Genomic DNA, 17,297 nt, shown 5'->3' on the forward strand with positions numbered 1-17,297 from the left:
TCGCTGTGAGCGCAGCTATTCACCACGCGTTCATATCGCCGTATAAAAGGGCGGCGTGAACCCGACACCGCACTGTTGTCGTACAAGCGCGTCGTCAATTCGCTTCGGTGCATAGAGAGTTCAGGTAGAACGTGTCGGTCTTCGTCGATATCACCCCGGACGAGGCGGTCGGTGCCGCGCCGCCGACCGTCGCCGGCTCCGGGAGGTGGCGGGCCGCGCTGACCCGCGCCGGGCTGCCGCTGTTGTCGGTGCTCGTCTTCTTCGTGGTGTGGCAGCTGGTGGCCGCTGCGGGCATCTGGAACCAGACCTTCGTGCCCTATCCCAGCACGGTGTGGCGCGCATTCGTCGACCTGTCGACCACCCACGACGGCACCCGCGGGTACGCGGGATATCTGTTGTGGGAGCACCTGTACATGACGTTGCGTCGGGTGTTCGCCGGCGTCGTCATCGGTGTGCTGCTCGGTGTGCTGCTCGGCCTGGTGATGGGTTCGGTCGGCTGGCTGCGCAGTGTGCTGGAGCCGTGGCTGACGTTCCTGCGCGCGCTGCCGCCGCTGGCCTACTTCTTCCTGCTGGTCATCTGGCTGGGTATCGACGAGGCGCCGAAGATCACGCTGCTGGCCTTGGCCGCGCTGCCGCCGGCGGCGGTGGCCACCACGGCGGCCATGGTGGCCGCACCCGTCGGCCTGCAAGAGGCGGCCCGGGCGCTGGGCGCCACTCGCGCCCAGGTGATCCGCGATGTCGTGGTGCCGTCGGCCCTGCCCGAGACCTTCACCGGTATCCGGCTGGCGGTCGGGATGGCGTACTCGTCGGTGGTGGCCGCCGAACTGTTCAACGGCATCCCCGGTATCGGCGGATTGGTCAAGGACGCAAGCAATTACAACAACACGCCGGTCGTGTTGGTCGGGATTTTCGCGATCGGGATCTCCGGTCTGGTGATCGATGGTGTACTGCGGGCTGCCGAGCGGCGGGCCGTTCCGTGGAGAGGGAAGATATGAGAATCAAGGCCTTACTCGTCGCTGCCGCGGCCTCGATGCTGGCGCTGGCCGGCTGCGCGGTCGACCATTCCGGGCAGGACGCGCAGAAGCCCACCATTCGCATTGGCTACCAGTCCTTCCCGAGCGGTGACCTGATCGTCAAGAACAACAAGTGGCTGGAACAGGCGCTGCCGGACTACAACATCAAGTGGACCAAGTTCGACTCCGGGGCCGACGTGAACACCGCGTTCATCGCCAAGGAACTCGATTTCGGCGCACTGGGTTCCAGCCCGGTGGCCCGCGGATTGTCGGCACCGCTGAACATTCCGTACCAGGTGGCGTTCGTGCTGGACGTCGCCGGTGACAACGAGGCCCTGGTTGCCCGCAACGGCACCGGTATCAACAGCATCGCCGACCTCAGGGGCAAGCGGGTGGCCACGCCGTTCGCGTCCACCGCGCACTACAGCCTGCTGGCCGCGCTGGCGCAGAACGGGCTGAGTCCCGCCGATGTTCAGCTCATCGACCTGCAGCCGCAGGCGATCCTGGCTGCTTGGGACCGCGGCGACATCGCGGCGGCCTACACCTGGCTGCCCACCCTGGATCAGCTGCGCAAGACCGGCAAGGACCTGATCACCAGTCGTCAGTTGGCCACGGACGGCAAGCCCACCCTCGATCTCGGGGTCGTCTCGAGCGAATTCGCCACTGCGCACCCGGATGTGGTGGATGTCTGGCGGCAGCAGGAGGCCCGGGCGCTGCGGCTGATCCACGACGATCCGACCGCGGCCGCCAAGGCGATCGCCGGGGAGATCGGACTCACACCGGAAGACGTTGCCGGACAATTGAAGCAGGGCGTCTACCTGACCCCCGAAGAGGTGTCGTCCGCGCAGTGGCTGGGCGCCGACGGTAAGCCCGGCAATATCGCGACCAACCTGGAGAGCGCCTCGCAGTTCCTGGCGGATCAAAAGCAGATCCCCGCCGCGGCGCCGCTGAAGACGTTCCAGGATGCCGTCTACACCAAGGGATTACCCGATGTCCTCACCAAACAGTGAGACGGCCGGCCGGCTGCTGATCACCAACGTCGAGCATCGGTACGGCAAGGGTTCCGGCGCGGTGACCGCGCTGGGCCCGGTCGATCTGGACGTCGAGCCGGGCGCCTTCCTGGTGCTGGTGGGCGCGTCCGGGTGCGGCAAGAGCACTCTGTTGCGGTTGATCGCCGGATTCGAGTCCCCCAGCGCGGGTGCGGTGCAGGTGTCCGGGACGTCGCCCACGCCCGGGGTCACCTCGGGTGTGGTGTTCCAGCAGCCGCGGTTGTTCCCGTGGCGCACCGTCGCCGGGAACATCGACCTGGCGCTCATGTACGCCAAGGTGCCGCGGGAGCGACGGGCCGAGCGGCGCGAGCAACTGCTCGAGCGGGTCGGGCTGGAGGGCACCGGCGACCGCAAGATCTGGGAGATCAGCGGCGGCCAGCAGCAGCGGGTGGCGATCGCCCGCGCGCTGGCCGCCGAGACCCCGCTGTTCCTGCTCGACGAACCGTTCGCGGCGCTGGACGCGCTGACCCGCGAGCGGCTGCAGGAGGACGTCCGGCAGGTCAGTGCGGAGTCCGGGCGGACCACCGTGTTCGTCACGCACAGTGCCGACGAGGCGGCGTTCCTGGGTTCGCGGATCGTGGTGCTGACCCGCCGCCCCGGCAAGGTGGCGCTGGACCTGCCGTCGGAGCTGCCCCGCACCGGCGTCGACGCACGGGAGCTGCGGCGGTCCCCGGAGTTCCTGCGGCTCAAGGACGAGGTCGGCGAGGCGGTCAAGGCCGCCGCGGCGTAGCGATTTGTGCACGTTCGGTAACGCTCACCGTGACAAAACGTGCACAAATCACCCACCCGAGACACGAAAAAGGCACCCGCCGCGGCGGGTGCCTTCGTGGTGGGGCTAGACCGGTGGGTACGCCGGCGGCGGGTAGACGCCGCGCAGACCCCAGGCCAGCCAGCTGAAGAAGAACTCACCCTCGTCGCTGATGTCGTAATCCGGATTCGGATCCATAGGTGCCTCCCCAGCCTGGCCTTTGTTTGGTTGAGTCTAACGCGATCGGGCCCGGGTCTGACATCCGAACCGCCCGATTGCCTAGACTGGCCAACCAGTTGATTGGTCACCGGTCGCCCGGTCTGCAGATAGCGAGTTGTCATGTCCACCGAACCCACCAACGGGTCGTCCCGGCGAGAAGAATTGTTGGCCGTTGCCGCCAAGCTCTTCGCCGCCCGCGGATACCACGGCACCCGGATGGATGACGTCGCCGACGCCGTCGGGTTGAACAAGGCCACCGTCTACCACTACTACGCCAGCAAGTCACTGATCCTCTGGGACATCTACAAGCGCACCGCCGACTTCACCGTCGACGCGCTGCACGACGACCCGACCGCGACCGCCCGCGAGACCATCTACCACTTCACCCGGCGACTGCTGACCGGCATCGCCAACGACCTGGAGGCGGCCGCCGTCTACTTCCAGGAGGGCCCGTACATCACCGAGTGGTTCACCGAAGAACAGGTCGAATACATCCGGAAGGCCGAAGCCACCGTCTACGAGCACGTGCGCGACGTGATCGACCGGGGCATCGCCAGCGGCGAGTTCTACGACTGCGATTCCCATGTGTTGGCCCTCGGCTATATCGGGATGACGCTCGGCGCCTACCGCTGGCTGCGTCCGCACGGCCGCCGCACCGCCCAGGAGATCGCGGTGGAATTCAGCACCGCCCTGCTGCGCGGATTGATCGTCGACGAGGCGGTGCGCACCGAGGAGCCGCTCGGCGGTGCCAGCCATGAGTGACCTGTTCCGGCTGGACGGCAAGGTCGCCGTCGTCACCGGCGGCGGCCGCGGGATCGGCGTGATGATCGCGCGCGGGCTGTTGCAGGCCGGCGCGGCGAAGGTGTACCTGGCGGCCCGCAAAGCGGCCGAACTGGACGCCGTGGTGGCCGAATTGGCACCGCTGGGCGCCGTCGAGGGCATCCCCGCCGACCTGGGCACCGCCGAGGGGGTGCAGGCCCTGACCGCCGCGGTCACCGCCAAAGAGGACGCCGTGCACCTGCTGTTCAACAACGCGGGCGCGGCCTGGGGCGCGCCGTTCGACGAGCTCCCGGAATCCGGGTTCGACAAGGTCTTCGACGTCAACGTCAAGGGTGTGTTCCTGCTGACCCGCGCACTGGTGCCGCTGCTCACCGCCGCCGCCACCGAGGACGATCCGGCCCGGGTGATCAACACCGGCAGCATCGACGGGTTCCTGGTTCCGGAGAAGGGCAGGGGCAACTTCTCCTACAGCGCCAGCAAGGCGGCGGTGCACATGCTGACCAAGCATCTGGCCGGTGAGCTGGCACCCAAGATCCTGGTGAATGCCATTGCCCCCGGGCTGTTTCCGTCGCGGATGACGAAGGTGATGCTGGCGGCCGGGGAGGACGCGGTGGGATCGCTGCTGCCGCTGGGCCGGGTCGGGCGGCCCGACGACATGGCCGGTATCGCGGTCTTCCTGGGCAGCCGGGCCAGCAGTTACATCACCGGCGCGGTGATCCCGGTCGACGGCGGCGTGAGCACGATCCGATGAAATCGACCATCCTGTCCCGGCGTGACCTGGATTTCCTGCTCTACGAATGGCTTAGGGCCGACGAGCTCACCGCGCGCCCCCGGTTCGCCGAGCACTCCCGGGACACCTTCGACGGCGTGCTCGACCTGTGCGAACAGCTGGCCGAACGCTACTTCGCCCCGCACAACAAGCGCAGCGACGCCAACGAACCCACCTTCGACGGCACCACGGTGACGGTCATCCCGGAGGTGAAAGAAGCACTGCAGGCCTTCGCCAAGGCGGATCTGATCGGGATGGGCTTCGACGCCGAACTCGGCGGCGCACAATTGCCCGCGACGGTGGCCCAGGCCGGGTTCGCCTGGATCTCGGCGGCCAACGTGAGCACCGCCGGGTATCTGATGCTCACCATCGCCAATGCCAACCTGATCGCCAAATTCGGTACGCCCGAACAGATTTCGACTTGGGTGCAGCCGATGCTGGCCGGCCGCTTCACCGGCACCATGGCGTTGTCGGAGACCCAGGCCGGATCGTCGTTAGCTGATATCGTCACCCGCGCCGAACCCCAGCCCGACGGCACGTACCGGTTGCACGGCACGAAGATGTGGATCTCGGGCGCCGAGCATGAGCTCAGCGACAACATCGTCAATCTCGTACTGGCCAAGATCCCCGGCGGCCCCGCGGGCACCAAGGGCATCTCGCTGTTCATCGTGCCCAAGTTCCTGGTCAACTCGGACGGGTCGATCGGAGCCCGCAACAACGTCGCCATCTCCGGGCTGAACCACAAGATGGGCCAGCGCGGTATCACCAACACCGTGCTGAACTTCGACGGCGCCGAGGGCTACCTGGTCGGCGAGCCGCATCGCGGCATCGTCTACATGTTCCACATGATGAACGAGGCGCGGTTGGGCGTCGGCATGGGTGCGGTGTCGCTGGGCTACACCGGCTACCTGAAATCGCTGGAGTACGCCAGGGAACGCCCGCAGGGCCGGCTGGTCAAGGATCCGTCCACCCCGCAGGTGCCGATCATCGAGCACGCCGATGTGAAGCGGATGTTGTTGGCACAGAAGGCGTATGTGGAAGGTGCGTTGGGTCTGGCGCTGTACTGCGCGCGGCTGGTCGACACCGAAGAGACCGACCTGCTGGACATCTTGACCCCGGTGGCCAAGAGCTGGCCGTCGCAGTGGTGCCTGGAGGCCAACGACCTGGCGATCCAGGTGCTCGGCGGCTACGGCTACACCCGCGAGTACGACGTCGAACAGCACTATCGGGACAACCGGCTGAACCCCATCCATGAGGGCACCAACGGCATTCAGAGCCTGGATCTGTTGGGCCGCAAGGTGACTCAGCGTGGTGGGGCCAGCATGGCTGCCCTGTCCGAGCGTATTGCGGCGACGGCGGCGGCCGCGGGCGATCACCAGTTCGCCGGCCAGCTCGACGCGGCGTGGCAGCGGCTGGTCGGGGTGACCGGGGCCATGTTCGCCTCCGGTGACATCGAGGCGGCGATGGCCAACAGTGCCGTCTATCTGGAGGCCTTCGGTCATATCGTCATCGCCTGGATCTGGTTGGAACAGGTGCTGGCTGCCGCAGGAAAGGACGGCGACTTCTACGACGGGAAACGGCAAGCAGCCCAATACTTCTACCGCTACGAACTGCCCAAGACCGGGCCGCAACTCGATCTGCTGGCCAGCCTGGACCACACCACCCTGGACATGCGCGACAGCTGGTTCTGACACCTCTCCTGCGCCCAAACTCACCTTCGGGCCAAGAAGTGCGAGGCGGATTCATACGGTCAAGGCAACATTTCCTGGTTTTGGAGGTTGCTGTGCCGAGAGGGATTCCTGCGTCGCGGGCATTGAAGCGGGAGCTTCTTGATCGGGTGTGTCGGGGGCAGTCGGTGACAGCGGCTGAAATAGCGATGGGCGTGTCGCACGGGCTGGGCCATCAGTGGTGGCATAAGGCTGGTGGGATGACGCTTACAACGGGTCGGCGCGGCGGTGTCGCCGATGTGATCGAGCAGGATCGGCCGGGCGGGCCTGGGCATCGGATCAGCCTGGCTGAGCGTGTAGAGATCATGCGAGGGCTCGACGATGAGTTGAGCTATGCCGAGATCGGGCGCCGGATCGGGCGCGACCGGTCGGTCGTGTGGAAAGAGATCCGCCGTAACCGAGGTGATGACGGGGACTATCACGCGTTGATGGCTCATGCTCGATCTAAGAATAAAGCCAAGCGACCCAAGGCATTCAGGCTCAATGATCCGAAGCTGTGCGCGGCGGTGGAAACGTGGATGGACGACGGGTGGAGCCCGCGGTTGATTGCGCAGGTGTTGGCCCAAGATCATCCCGCTGACAAGCTGATGCAGGTGAGCCACGAAACGATCTACCAGAGTCTGTACGTCCAGGCCCGTGGCAGTCTTCGTGCCGATCTGCATAAGAGTCTCTCGACCAAACGGGCGGCCCGAAAAACGCGTGGCCAGGTCCGTGGTCCCCGCGGGGCCTACGCCAGCGGCGAGGAATTCCGCATCAGCGATCGCCCCGCCGAGGCTGCTGACCGGGCAGTACCCGGACACTGGGAAGGCGACCTGATCATGGGGGCCGGCAATACCAGCGCGATCGGCACCTTGGTCGAGCGCAGCACCCGGTTCACGATCTTGCTGCATCTGCCGGTCGACCATACTGCCGAGGCCGTAGCCACCGCGATGATCGCGGCGATGGGCGAGCTACCCGAGCATCTACGCCGTTCGATCACGTGGGACCGTGGCTCTGAGATGGCTCAATGGCGTCACATCCACCTGCAGCTCAAGGCGCCGGTCTACTTCTGCAATCCGCATTCACCCTGGCAGCGCGGCACCAATGAGAACACCAACCGACTCTTGCGGCATTGGTTCGAAAAGGGCACCGACCTAGCCGGTTACACCAGAGCCGACCTCAAACGTGTTCAAGACAAACTCAATACACGGCCCAGGCCCACCCTGGACCTCGATACCCCAGCCCAACGTCTCGCCGCCCTCATTAGCCAAACAGCCTGAATGTTTCCCCAACCACTTGACATTGCCCGAGTGGCCGCCGGCATTTCGTCGATCTCGGTGCGCTCGATTCGGTGGGCTTGTCGATCCGGGTGGGCTCGGTCGCGTCCGTGTAACAGACTGGGGGCATGCCCGCAGAGATCGCGATCCACTTCTTCCTGACCCTGGCCGTCATCCTCGGCGCATGCCGGCTGGTCGGCGCTGCCGCCGAGCGGATCGGCCAGCCTCGCGTCGTGGGGGAGATGATCGCCGGGGTGGTGCTGGGCCCCTCACTGCTGGGCCGGTTCGCACCGGGCCTGCAGCACGAGCTGTTCCCTGCCGGCACCTCGAACGTCGTGCTGTATACGGTGGCCCAGGTCGGGTTGGTGCTGTACATGTTCGTGATCGGGCTGAACTTCGATGTCAACCACGTCAAGGAGCGGTCCGGTACGGCGACGGCGGTATCGGTCGCCGGTATCGTCGCGCCGCTGGCGCTCGGCGCACTCACCGCCCTGCCCCTGCTCGGCCTCGGCGGTTTCTTCGGGTCAGGCGTCACCCCGGCCATGGCGATGATGTTCCTCGGGGCGTCGATCGCCATCACGGCTTTCCCGATGCTGGCCCGCATCATCTTCGAGAAAGGGCTGTCCGGTACACCTTTGGGCACGCTGGCGCTGGCCTGCGGTGCGGCGGCCGATGCCATCTCCTGGTGCGTGCTGGCGGTGGTGCTCGCGGTGCACCGCGGCAATGCTGCCACGGCCGTCGTCGCGATCGGCGGTGGAGTGCTCTACACCATCATCGTGCTGACGGTTGGCCGGCGCGGCTTCGGTGTGCTCGGCCGGGCGGCCGAGCAGCGCCGCAGTGTCTCGCCCGCCATGCTCAGCACGGTACTGATCACCCTGATGGGCTGCGCGTGGCTGACCGACGTCGTCGGCATCTACGCGATCTTCGGGGCCTTCATCCTGGGCGCCGCCATACCGTCGGGGTTCTTGGCCCAACGCCTCACCGACATCATCGAACCGCTCACCACGACGCTGTTGTTGCCGTTGTTCTTCGTCTACTCCGGCCTCAACACGCAGATCGGTCTGGTGAACAGTGCGCAGCTGTGGGCCATCACGCTGGCCCTGCTCGTGGTGGCGATCGCAGGTAAAGGGCTGGCGTGCACCGCCGCCGCCCGGCTGTGCCGGGTACCCGCACGTGAAGCGCTGGCTCTGGGATCGTTGATGAACGCGCGCGGGCTCATCGAACTCATCCTGCTCAACATCGGGCTGCAAGCCGGCATCATCACGCCGACCCTGTTCACCATGCTGGTGCTGGTCGCCATCGTCACGACGCTGATGTGCTCGCCGATCTTCGAATTCGTCTACGGCCGGAACCGGACTGCCGATCTTTCGGCGTTGGAGCCGGGCCCGCGCGTGTAGCGTGGCGGAAAATGCGACACAACCTTGTGCCCGGTGCAGGGAGGAGAAACGCGTGGACGTTCGATCGGAGATCTCGCAACTGGATCCGGCGGCACGTGCCGCGCTGGCCGAGAAGATACGTAACCGTTTGTCCCGCAACGACAATCGTTCGACCGACTATGACGTAGCCATCGCGGGCGGCGGGGTGGCGGCCCTGACCCTCGGGCTGGAATTGCGCAAGTCCCGCCCGGACACCCGCATCGTGGTGGTCGAACCGCGCCCGCACCCGGTCCCCGAGATCACCCACACCGTCGGGGAGTCCACCGTCGAGATCTCGGCGCACTACCTCCGGGACCGGCTCGGTCTGGGCGACCACCTGAGCACCGCCCAACTGCGCAAGATGGGCTTGCGGATGTTCTTCACCCGCGGCGACAACTCCGATATCGCCGCCCGGATGGAGCTGGGCAGTTCGTGCTTCGTCCCGCAGGTGACCTATCAGGTCGACCGCGGCAGGTTGGAGAACGAACTGCACCGGCGCTGCCTTGACGCCGGCATCGACATCGTCGGCGGCCGGGTGCGGTCCGTGCAGTTGAGCGCCGCGGGACCGCACACCGTCACCTGCCAGGACGCCGACACCAGCACCGAGATCACCGCGCGCTGGGTGGTCGACGCCTCCGGCAGGAACCGGGCATTGGCCCGGCAGCTGGATCTCAAGCGTGCCAACGAGCATCGGTGCAACGCCGTGTGGTTCCGTGTCGCCACGGAAATCGACGTCGGTCGATGGAGTGACGATCCCAAGTGGCAGGCCCGCCTCGTCGAGGGTGACCGCGCGATGTCGACCAATCATCTGATGGGAGACGGTTACTGGGTATGGCTGATCCGGCTGGCGTCCGGTGCGACCAGCGTGGGGATCGTCGCCGACCCGGACTTCCACCGGTTCGACGAGTTCAACACCCTACCCAAGGCCCTGGCCTGGTTGCGGGCCCACGAACCTCAGTGCGCCGCGGTGCTCGCCGCCAACGACGCCCTCATCAGGGACTTCCGGGTGATGAAGAAGTACAGCCACGGCGTCGCGAAGGCCTTCGACGGCACGCAGCACTGGGCGATCACCGGCGACGCGGGCATCTTCCTGGATCCGCTGTACTCGTCGGGTCTCGATCTGGTGGCCGTGGGCAACGGACTCATCACCGATATGGTCACCCGCGACCTCGACGGAGAGGACGTGACCGCCCGAGCGCAGATCAGTGACACCCTGTTCCGCTCACTCACCGACATGTGGCTGGCGGTATATCAGGGGCAGTACACCCTGATGGGCACCCCCGCGGTGATGTCGGCGAAGATCATCTGGGATGTGGCCTTCTACTGGGGATTCATCGGGCTGCTGTACGCGAACGACCGGTTCACCCGGGTAGCCGACGAGCCGGACTTCGTGCCGCAGTTGGAAGGCCTGATCGCGCTGAGCAACCGGATGCAGCGATTCTTCCGGGAATGGGCGCGCATCGAGCACCGCGACGCCCCGGCAGACTTCGTCGATCTCTACGCCCCACTGAACTTCATGGTGACCCTGCACGCCGCGATGATGGACGAGCCGGCGAGCTTCCTGGACCGGTTCGAGGCCAACGCGCTGCTGCTCCGGCAGGTGGCCGGTCAGCTGGTCGACACCGTGATCGCGGACAAATCGGGGTGCTTCGACGATGACGAAACGGTGCGCCAGCTGCAGGTTTGGCAGCGCGATACCCTGCTGCGCGAGCTGCGCGAGATCTATCGCCGCGAGCAACACCAGCACCCGGTGAGCCCCGATTGGATAGTCATGGCCGCACCCGCGATGCAGGCGAGCTGATCCGCCGACGGGACCCATCCGTCGGCGACCCGGTGACGAATGACTGCTGGACCGGCAAGTCGACGGGGGTCAGGTGGCGATGATGGGTGCAACCGGCGGTGTTCACGGTGGACGCTGGACGGTGACGGGTTGACGGCGACCGACAACCCACCGCAGCCGCTGGCGATCGTCGGTATCGGTTGCCGCTTCCCGGGCGACGGCGATACGCCGGCGAAATTCTGGGATCTGCTCTGCCGCGGTGTCGACGCCACCGGCGTGGTTCCGGAGAGCCGATGGAACGCCATGCGCTTCTGGGATCCGCATCCGGCCAAGGTCGGCAAGATCGTGACCCGCCGCGGCGGATTCCTGCGCGAGATCGATCGGTTCGACCCACAGTTCTTCGGGATCTCGCCACGCGAGGCACATTCGATGGACCCGCAGCAGAGATTGCTCCTCGAGGTGACCTGGGAGGCCTTGGAGGACGGCGGCGTGCCCGCCGATCGGCTGGCCGGCACCGACGTGGGCGTGTTCGTCGGCGGCTTCACCCTCGACTATCAGCTGCTGCAGAACCAGGGGCGGGCCAGCCGATACCGGTTCAAGGCGCACTCGGCCACCGGGATGATGATGACGATGCTGGCCAACCGCATCTCGTTCGCCTTCGATTTCCGTGGTCCGAGCATGGCGGTGGATACGGCATGTTCGAGTTCACTGGTGGCGGTTCACCTTGCCGCCCAAAGCATCTGGAACGGCGAGTGTGACGTGGCGTTGGCGGGCGGGGTCAACGTCATGGTCGGGCCCAACACCGCGATCGCCGAATCCCGCAGCGGTTTCCTCAGCCCGGAAGGACGATCCAAGGCGTTCGACGACGCGGCCGACGGGTACGCCCGCGGCGAGGGCGCGGCCGTGGTGCTCATCAAACCGCTCGCCGCGGCGCTCGCAGACGGCGACGACATCTACGCCCAGATCCTCGGGACGGCCGTATCCCAGGACGGGCGCACCGACGGCATCACCGTCCCACGCGAGGAAGCCCAGCAGGCTGCCATCACCTCAGCCCTGCGGCGAGCCGGTGTGCGCCCCGGCGACGTCGGATACGTCGAGGCACACGGAACGGGCACGCCGGTGGGCGATCCCATCGAGATGCGGGCGTTGTCGCGGGCGCTCACCCACGATCGTCCGGTGCAGTGCCCCCTGCTGATCGGCTCGGTCAAGACCAACATCGGCCACCTGGAAGCCGGCGCCGGTGTCGCCGGGCTGATCAAGGCGGCCATGGTGCTCAAACACGGGTACATTCCCGCCACACTGCACTTCCGCAACCCCAACCGGGCGGTCTCGCTACCCGAACTCGGCCTCGACGTGCCGGCATCCGGCCGGCCGTTCCCGGCCGGACAGCCGCGCATTGCCGGAGTCAACTCGTTCGGTTTCGGGGGCACCAACGCGCATGTGGTGCTGGCCGGTCCGCCCGAACTCACGGCACGGCCCGATGCGCCGCCCCTGCGGTCGGCGGCGTTGCTACCGCTGTCAGCCCGCAGCGAGGGTGCGCTGGTCGCCATGGCGGGCCGGCTGGCCGATCATCTGGCCGCCGATCCGACGCTCAGCCTGCCCGATCTCGCCTACACCCTCGGGCAGCGGCGCAGCCACCTCAACCACCGCCACACCTTCCTCGTCACGAGCACCGACGACGCGCACCGGCAACTGCGCGAACTCGCCGACGGCGGGCAGATTGCCGCCGAACGGCTTTCGGTCGAGCGGCCGAAGCTGGCCTTCGTCTGCTCGGGGATGGGACCGCAGTGGTGGGGGATGTGCCGCGGCCTTCTCGACACCCTGCCGGTCTTCGCCGACAGCATCGCCCGCACCGACCGTGAACTGTCCCGATACGTGGAATGGTCGCTGTCGGAGGAATTGCGGCGCGACGAGCAGACCTCGCGGATGTCCGAAACACAGTTCGCCCAGCCGGCGAACTTCGCCGTGCAGGTCGCCCTCGCCGAACAACTGGCGCACTGGGGGATCACGCCGGACGCCGTCATCGGTCACAGCGCCGGCGAGGTCGCCGCCCATTACCTCGCCGGGTTGCTCGACTTCGAGCAGGCCGTTCGGGTGGTCCACCACCGCAGCCGTCTGCAACAACGCACCAGTGGGCGGGGCCGAATGCTGGCCGTGGGCGTCGACGCCGAGACCCTGATGCAGACACTCGACGATGCCACTCGTGCCGAGTTCGGAGCGCGGGTTTCGGTGGCCGCCATCAACAGTCCGTCCGCGGTCACGGTTGCCGGAGACGACGCGGTGCTCGACGATATCGTTCGTCAACTCGACCACGCCCACATCTTCAACCGTCGCCTGACGGGCGCCGTGCCCTATCACACGCACTACATGGACGCGATCAAAGACGATCTCTTCGCCGCGTTGGAGGATCTGGAATCCGGGCCGGCAACGGTGCCGCTGTATTCGACCGTCACCGGTGAGCGGTTGGACGGCTACCGGGCGGGTGCGGCGTACTGGTGGCAGAACGCCCGCGCCACCGTCGTGTTCGAACCGGCCGTTCGCCGCATGCTCGACGACGGTTTCACCCATTTCGTCGAACTGGGGCCGCACCCGGTGCTCGCCTCGGCCATCGCCGAAACAGCCGGGCGGCAGCGGGTTTCGGTGCTGGCCACCCAGCGTCGCCGCGAAGACGACCTGCCCACCCTGATGAACTGTGCCGGTTCGTTGTATTGCCTGGGCCACGATCTGGACTGGTCCGCGCTGAATCCGGCACAAGGGGCGCGGCTGCTCAAACTGCCGACCTATCCATGGCAGTCCAAGCGATTCTGGACCGATACCGCCGATGTCTCGGAGGCCCTGTTCTACGACCCGGTGCACCCGCTGTTGGGTCAGCCGATCAGTGCGGTGCACCCCACGTGGGAGGCCGAGTTCTCGGTGCTGACCACCCCGTTCCTCGCCGATCATCGGGTCCAGGGCGCCGTGGTGGTGCCGGGCGCGGTCTATGTCGAGATGGCGCTGGCGGCGGCACGGCACACGTACGGCTCGAACCTCAGCGTGGACAATCTCGTACTGCGCCGCGCCGTGATCCTGGATGACACCTGCGATCCCGTCGTGCGCACCACGGTCAACCAGGACGACGGCACGGTGGAGTTCTCGGCGTTCACCGCCTCCGCGGACGGGGAGGGCAAGTGGGTGATCACCGCCACCGCCGAACTGAACACCTTGCCCACGGCGCCCCGTGCGACAGAACATCCCACGCTCGACCACGTGAGCACACTGACCGCCGACGAGTTCTACACGCACACCACGGCCCTGGGTTTCGACTACGGGGAGCGGTTCCGCTCGGTCACCGCGGTGACTGCCGGTCACGACTGGGCGCGGGCGGGCCTGTCGGTCCCGTCGTGTATCGGTGACGAACTTGGCTGGTACAGCTTTCATCCGGCGTTGATCGACGGCGCCTTCCAAACGCTGTTCGGCGCCCCCTTCGGCGGCCAGGCCGATGGTGACGAACCCTTCCTGCCCACCCGAATCCGGCGCTGCGCGGTCTACGGTGCACCCGAGCCGTCGATGACGGTGCACGTCGACGTGCTGTCGGCGACCAGGGACGCCATCGAGAGCAATATCACGATCAGCGGGGCGGGCGGTGCCACCCTGGCCGTCTTCACCGGATTCACCGTGCAGTCGCTGAGTGCCTCCTCGCGCATGTCGGTCGACCGGATCGACAAGGGGCTCTACGAACTGCGCTGGTGCCAGACCGACCTGTCACCGAACGACGCCAGAGCCGATGTCGCAGAGGAGTCGTCATGGCTGGTGCTCTGTGACACTGCCGGTTTCGGCGCTGCGGTGGCCGACTGCTTGCGGTCACGAGGCCACCGCGTTCGTACGGCGTGCCACGCCGACGTCGGCGCCGTCACAGACACCGACGAGGGTTGGCTGCTCGATCCCCGAAACCGCGATCACCCGCGGGAGCTGGTACAAGCGCACCTGAACCGCGACGGTGACCTGGCGGGGATCCTGGACTTCTGGCCGCTCGATATCCCCGACCATGCGGAATCCGGTGAGCTGCAAGATGATCCGGATATCGGCGTGCTCACCGTCGTGCGGCTGGTGAAGTCGCTTGCCGACCATGACACCGTCAAGCCGCGGCTGCATCTCATCACCGCGAACGCCCAGCCGGTACCTGGCACGGAAACTCTTGCCGTGCAGCAATCTCCGCTCTGGGGTCTGGGCAGGGTCATCGGGCATCAGGAGTTCGCCGAGCACTGGGGTGGGCTGGTGGATATCGACATCCGCGACGACCCGGCCGTGGTGGCCGCCCGCATCTGCGATCACGTCCTCACCGCCCAGACCGATGACCAGATCGCCCTGCGCGGTGAGCACGCCTACGTGCCCCGCCTGCAGCCGTGTAGCGGACTGACCAAACCGTTTCCCACCAAGCTCAATCCCGATGCCACCTACGTCATCACGGGGGGAGCCGGAGCCCTGGGCCGGGTGGTGGCGACGTACCTGGCCGACCGCGGGGCCCGGCACATCACCCTGTTGGGGCGAAGCGCCGTCCCGCCCAGGGCCAGCTGGGCAAGCCTGGGAGACGGCAACCCGTACCGCGCGACCGTCGATGCGATCAGGGCCGTCGAACGTCTCGGGGCGCAGGTCGACACCGCCTGTGTGGACGTCACCGACGCGCACCAGGTCCGGGACTGGCTGCACCGGCACCTCCGGTCGGGCGGCCGACCGGTGCGGGGCATCATCCACGCCGCGGGTGTCGTCGACGATCAGCTGCTGATCAACATGAGTGAAGACGACTTCCTGAAAGTGCTGTCTCCCAAGATCTCCGGCACCTGGGCATTGCACGACGCGTTCATCGAAGAGAATCTCGACTTTTTCGTCCTGTTCGGCTCGGCCGGCTCGGCGATCGCGGCGCCCGGTCAGGCCAACTACGCGGCCGCGAACGCCTTCTTGGATGCGTTCGCCCACTATCGGCGGTCGCTGGGGTTGCCGGCACTGACCATCGGCTGGGGGCCTTGGTCGGTCGGCATGGTCGAGGAACTCAAGCTTGAGAAGATCTACGCGCAACGCGGTATCGAGCTGATCACCCCTGCCGTGGGAGTGCGGATCCTGGACAGGCTGATCAACCAGGCTGTGCCCCACGCCATCGCCATCAGTGCGGACTGGGGTCGGGCTCGGGAGGTGGGGTTGGGTGGCCGGCTACCCGCCATGTTCTCGGCGTTGGAGACCGTCGACGCGGATGCCTCCCAAGGCGACGCGCACGGGATCCTCGACGTTCTGGCTTCGACACCCGAAGGCGAGCGCCACGCGGTGGTCGCCGAGCACGTCCAACGCATCGTGGCGACGGTCTTCGATTGCGGTGTCGACGATTTCGGGCTCGATGACATGCTCGACGACATCGGACTGGATTCCATGATGGCGATGGAGTTCCGGATCAGGGTGAACACCTTGTTCTCCATCGACCTTTCGGTGCTGGAGATCCTGCGGGGCGTCAGTGTGAACTCGCTGGCCGCAAGGGTGCTGGCCGAATTGCACCACCGGCACGGCCCGGCCGAGACGCCGACGGCAGTCGGCGGGGAATCCGACGGCGAGGTCGACGCGCTGCTCGGCGGGCTGTCCGATGACGAACTGCGTGAGTTGCTCTCCGAACTCGAGGATCCGACTGCCGGAGTGGGTGAGTCGTGAGCGCGGTTCACGCGCGAGGATTGTGCAAAGCCTACGGACGCCGCCAAGCCGTGCACGACCTCGACCTCGACGTGCTGGCGGGGGAGATCTTCGCCATCCTGGGTCCCAACGGCGCGGGGAAATCCACCACCATCGAGATCCTGGAAGGTAATCGCCGGCGCGATGCCGGCGAGGTACGGGTGCTCGGTGAAGACCCGGGCACGGCGGGGCGGCGGTGGCGGGCCCGGATCGGCATCGTGCTGCAGGAAGTCAGTGATGCCGGGATGCTCACGGTCGACGAAACCCTGCGGATGTTCGGCAGTTGCTACGGCCATTCCCGCGCCCCCGCCGAGGTGCTGAACCTCGTCGGGCTCAGCGCGGTATCGGGAGCCCGGGTTCGAACGCTGTCCGGCGGCCAGCGCCGGCGACTGGACGTCGCGCTGGGTATCGTCGGCAACCCGGAGTTGTTGTTCCTTGATGAGCCGACCACCGGATTCGATCCCGAGGCCAGGCGCCAGTTCTGGGAGCTCATCAGGGCGCTGGCCGCCGACGGCACGACCATCCTGCTGACCACCCACTACTTGGAAGAGGCTGCCGCACTGGCGGATCGGGTGGCAGTGATCGCCGCCGGCCGGGTAGTGGCGGTCGATCCGCCGGCCAAGCTCATCGAACACGTCGGTCTGTCCGCCACGGTCCGGTGGGTGCAGGATGGCAGCGTGCATGTCGAGACCACCGACCGCCCCACCGAGTTGATCAGGCAGCTCAGCGCTGACGGCCGGGAGCTGGCAGATCTGACGGTCACCCGTCCGACCCTCGAGGAGGCCTACCTTCATCTGGTCGGGTTGGCGTGACGACCAGAGCGCTCCCGTCACCGGTGCGTATCGGGTTCTCC

12 protein-coding genes are annotated in these 17,297 nt (G+C 66.8%); 11 read left to right on the forward strand and 1 reads right to left on the reverse strand.

Annotated elements, in window-relative coordinates:
* Positions 1-131 precede the first annotated feature (131 nt).
* Genes BN977_RS15875 through BN977_RS15885 form a run of 3 tightly spaced genes read left to right on the forward strand, consistent with a single transcriptional unit; the run spans position 132 to position 2,792 of the window.
* Complete coding sequence (locus BN977_RS15875) at positions 132-995, forward strand: ABC transporter permease (protein ID WP_036399499.1); 864 nt, start codon at positions 132-134, stop codon at positions 993-995.
* The gene (locus BN977_RS15880; RefSeq protein ID WP_036399502.1) at positions 992-2,023 is read left to right on the forward strand and encodes a taurine ABC transporter substrate-binding protein; all 1,032 of its coding nucleotides are present in this window, start codon (positions 992-994) and stop codon (positions 2,021-2,023) included. Before BN977_RS15875 ends, BN977_RS15880 begins: the two co-directional genes overlap by 4 nt.
* On the forward strand, positions 2,004-2,792 hold the full coding sequence (locus BN977_RS15885; protein ID WP_036399505.1) for an ABC transporter ATP-binding protein: 789 nt from the start codon (positions 2,004-2,006) through the stop codon (positions 2,790-2,792). The genes BN977_RS15880 and BN977_RS15885 overlap by 20 nt, the downstream gene beginning before the upstream one ends.
* 105 nt (positions 2,793-2,897) lie before the next feature.
* On the opposite strand, the gene BN977_RS32435 is transcribed toward BN977_RS15885, so the two are convergent.
* The gene (locus tag BN977_RS32435; RefSeq protein ID WP_019514171.1) at positions 2,898-3,008 is read right to left on the reverse strand and encodes a hypothetical protein; all 111 of its coding nucleotides are present in this window, start codon (positions 3,006-3,008) and stop codon (positions 2,898-2,900) included.
* A gap of 141 nt (positions 3,009-3,149) precedes the next feature.
* Here BN977_RS32435 and BN977_RS15890 point away from each other — a divergent pair, with 141 nt between their 5' ends.
* The 8 genes from BN977_RS15890 (at position 3,150) to BN977_RS15925 (ending at position 17,256) form a co-directional block, all read left to right on the forward strand.
* Entirely contained in the window at positions 3,150-3,791 is a 642-nt protein-coding gene (locus tag BN977_RS15890) for a TetR/AcrR family transcriptional regulator (protein ID WP_036399507.1), read from the forward strand.
* The gene (locus BN977_RS15895) at positions 3,784-4,560 is read left to right on the forward strand and encodes an SDR family oxidoreductase (RefSeq protein ID WP_036399508.1); all 777 of its coding nucleotides are present in this window, start codon (positions 3,784-3,786) and stop codon (positions 4,558-4,560) included. The genes BN977_RS15890 and BN977_RS15895 overlap by 8 nt, the downstream gene beginning before the upstream one ends.
* Positions 4,557-6,269: an acyl-CoA dehydrogenase gene (locus BN977_RS15900; protein ID WP_036399510.1), complete on the forward strand. Its 1,713-nt coding sequence runs from the start codon at positions 4,557-4,559 to the stop codon at positions 6,267-6,269. Before BN977_RS15895 ends, BN977_RS15900 begins: the two co-directional genes overlap by 4 nt.
* 92 nt (positions 6,270-6,361) lie before the next feature.
* Positions 6,362-7,564, forward strand: a complete 1,203-nt coding sequence (locus tag BN977_RS15905; RefSeq protein WP_024455915.1) for an IS30 family transposase — start codon at positions 6,362-6,364, stop codon at positions 7,562-7,564.
* Positions 7,565-7,689: 125 nt separating this feature from the next.
* Positions 7,690-8,958, forward strand: coding sequence for a cation:proton antiporter (locus tag BN977_RS15910; RefSeq protein ID WP_024454536.1), 1,269 nt, complete (start codon positions 7,690-7,692; stop codon positions 8,956-8,958).
* Positions 8,959-9,010: 52 nt separating this feature from the next.
* Complete coding sequence (locus BN977_RS15915) at positions 9,011-10,777, forward strand: NAD(P)/FAD-dependent oxidoreductase (RefSeq protein WP_024454535.1); 1,767 nt, start codon at positions 9,011-9,013, stop codon at positions 10,775-10,777.
* A gap of 129 nt (positions 10,778-10,906) precedes the next feature.
* Positions 10,907-16,426, forward strand: a complete 5,520-nt coding sequence (locus BN977_RS15920; protein WP_024454534.1) for a type I polyketide synthase — start codon at positions 10,907-10,909, stop codon at positions 16,424-16,426.
* On the forward strand, positions 16,423-17,256 hold the full coding sequence (locus BN977_RS15925; RefSeq protein ID WP_024454533.1) for an ABC transporter ATP-binding protein: 834 nt from the start codon (positions 16,423-16,425) through the stop codon (positions 17,254-17,256). The genes BN977_RS15920 and BN977_RS15925 overlap by 4 nt, the downstream gene beginning before the upstream one ends.
* Positions 17,257-17,297 lie beyond the last annotated feature (41 nt).

Source organism: Mycolicibacterium cosmeticum (genome assembly GCF_000613185.1).
GTDB lineage: Bacteria > Actinomycetota > Actinomycetes > Mycobacteriales > Mycobacteriaceae > Mycobacterium > Mycobacterium cosmeticum.

Bases quoted from the DNA above. Each gene is read 5' to 3' on its own strand.
- BN977_RS15890 (WP_036399507.1), top strand. From the start codon at position 3,150: ATGTCCACCGAACCCACCAACGGGTCGTCCCGGCGAGAAGAATTGTTG.
- BN977_RS15910 (WP_024454536.1), top strand. From the start codon at position 7,690: ATGCCCGCAGAGATCGCGATCCACTTCTTCCTGACCCTGGCCGTCATC.
- BN977_RS32435 (WP_019514171.1), bottom strand. From the start codon at position 3,008: ATGGATCCGAATCCGGATTACGACATCAGCGACGAGGGTGAGTTCTTC.
- BN977_RS15900 (WP_036399510.1), top strand. From the start codon at position 4,557: ATGAAATCGACCATCCTGTCCCGGCGTGACCTGGATTTCCTGCTCTAC.
- BN977_RS15880 (WP_036399502.1), top strand. From the start codon at position 992: ATGAGAATCAAGGCCTTACTCGTCGCTGCCGCGGCCTCGATGCTGGCG.
- BN977_RS15895 (WP_036399508.1), top strand. From the start codon at position 3,784: ATGAGTGACCTGTTCCGGCTGGACGGCAAGGTCGCCGTCGTCACCGGC.
- BN977_RS15885 (WP_036399505.1), top strand. From the start codon at position 2,004: ATGTCCTCACCAAACAGTGAGACGGCCGGCCGGCTGCTGATCACCAAC.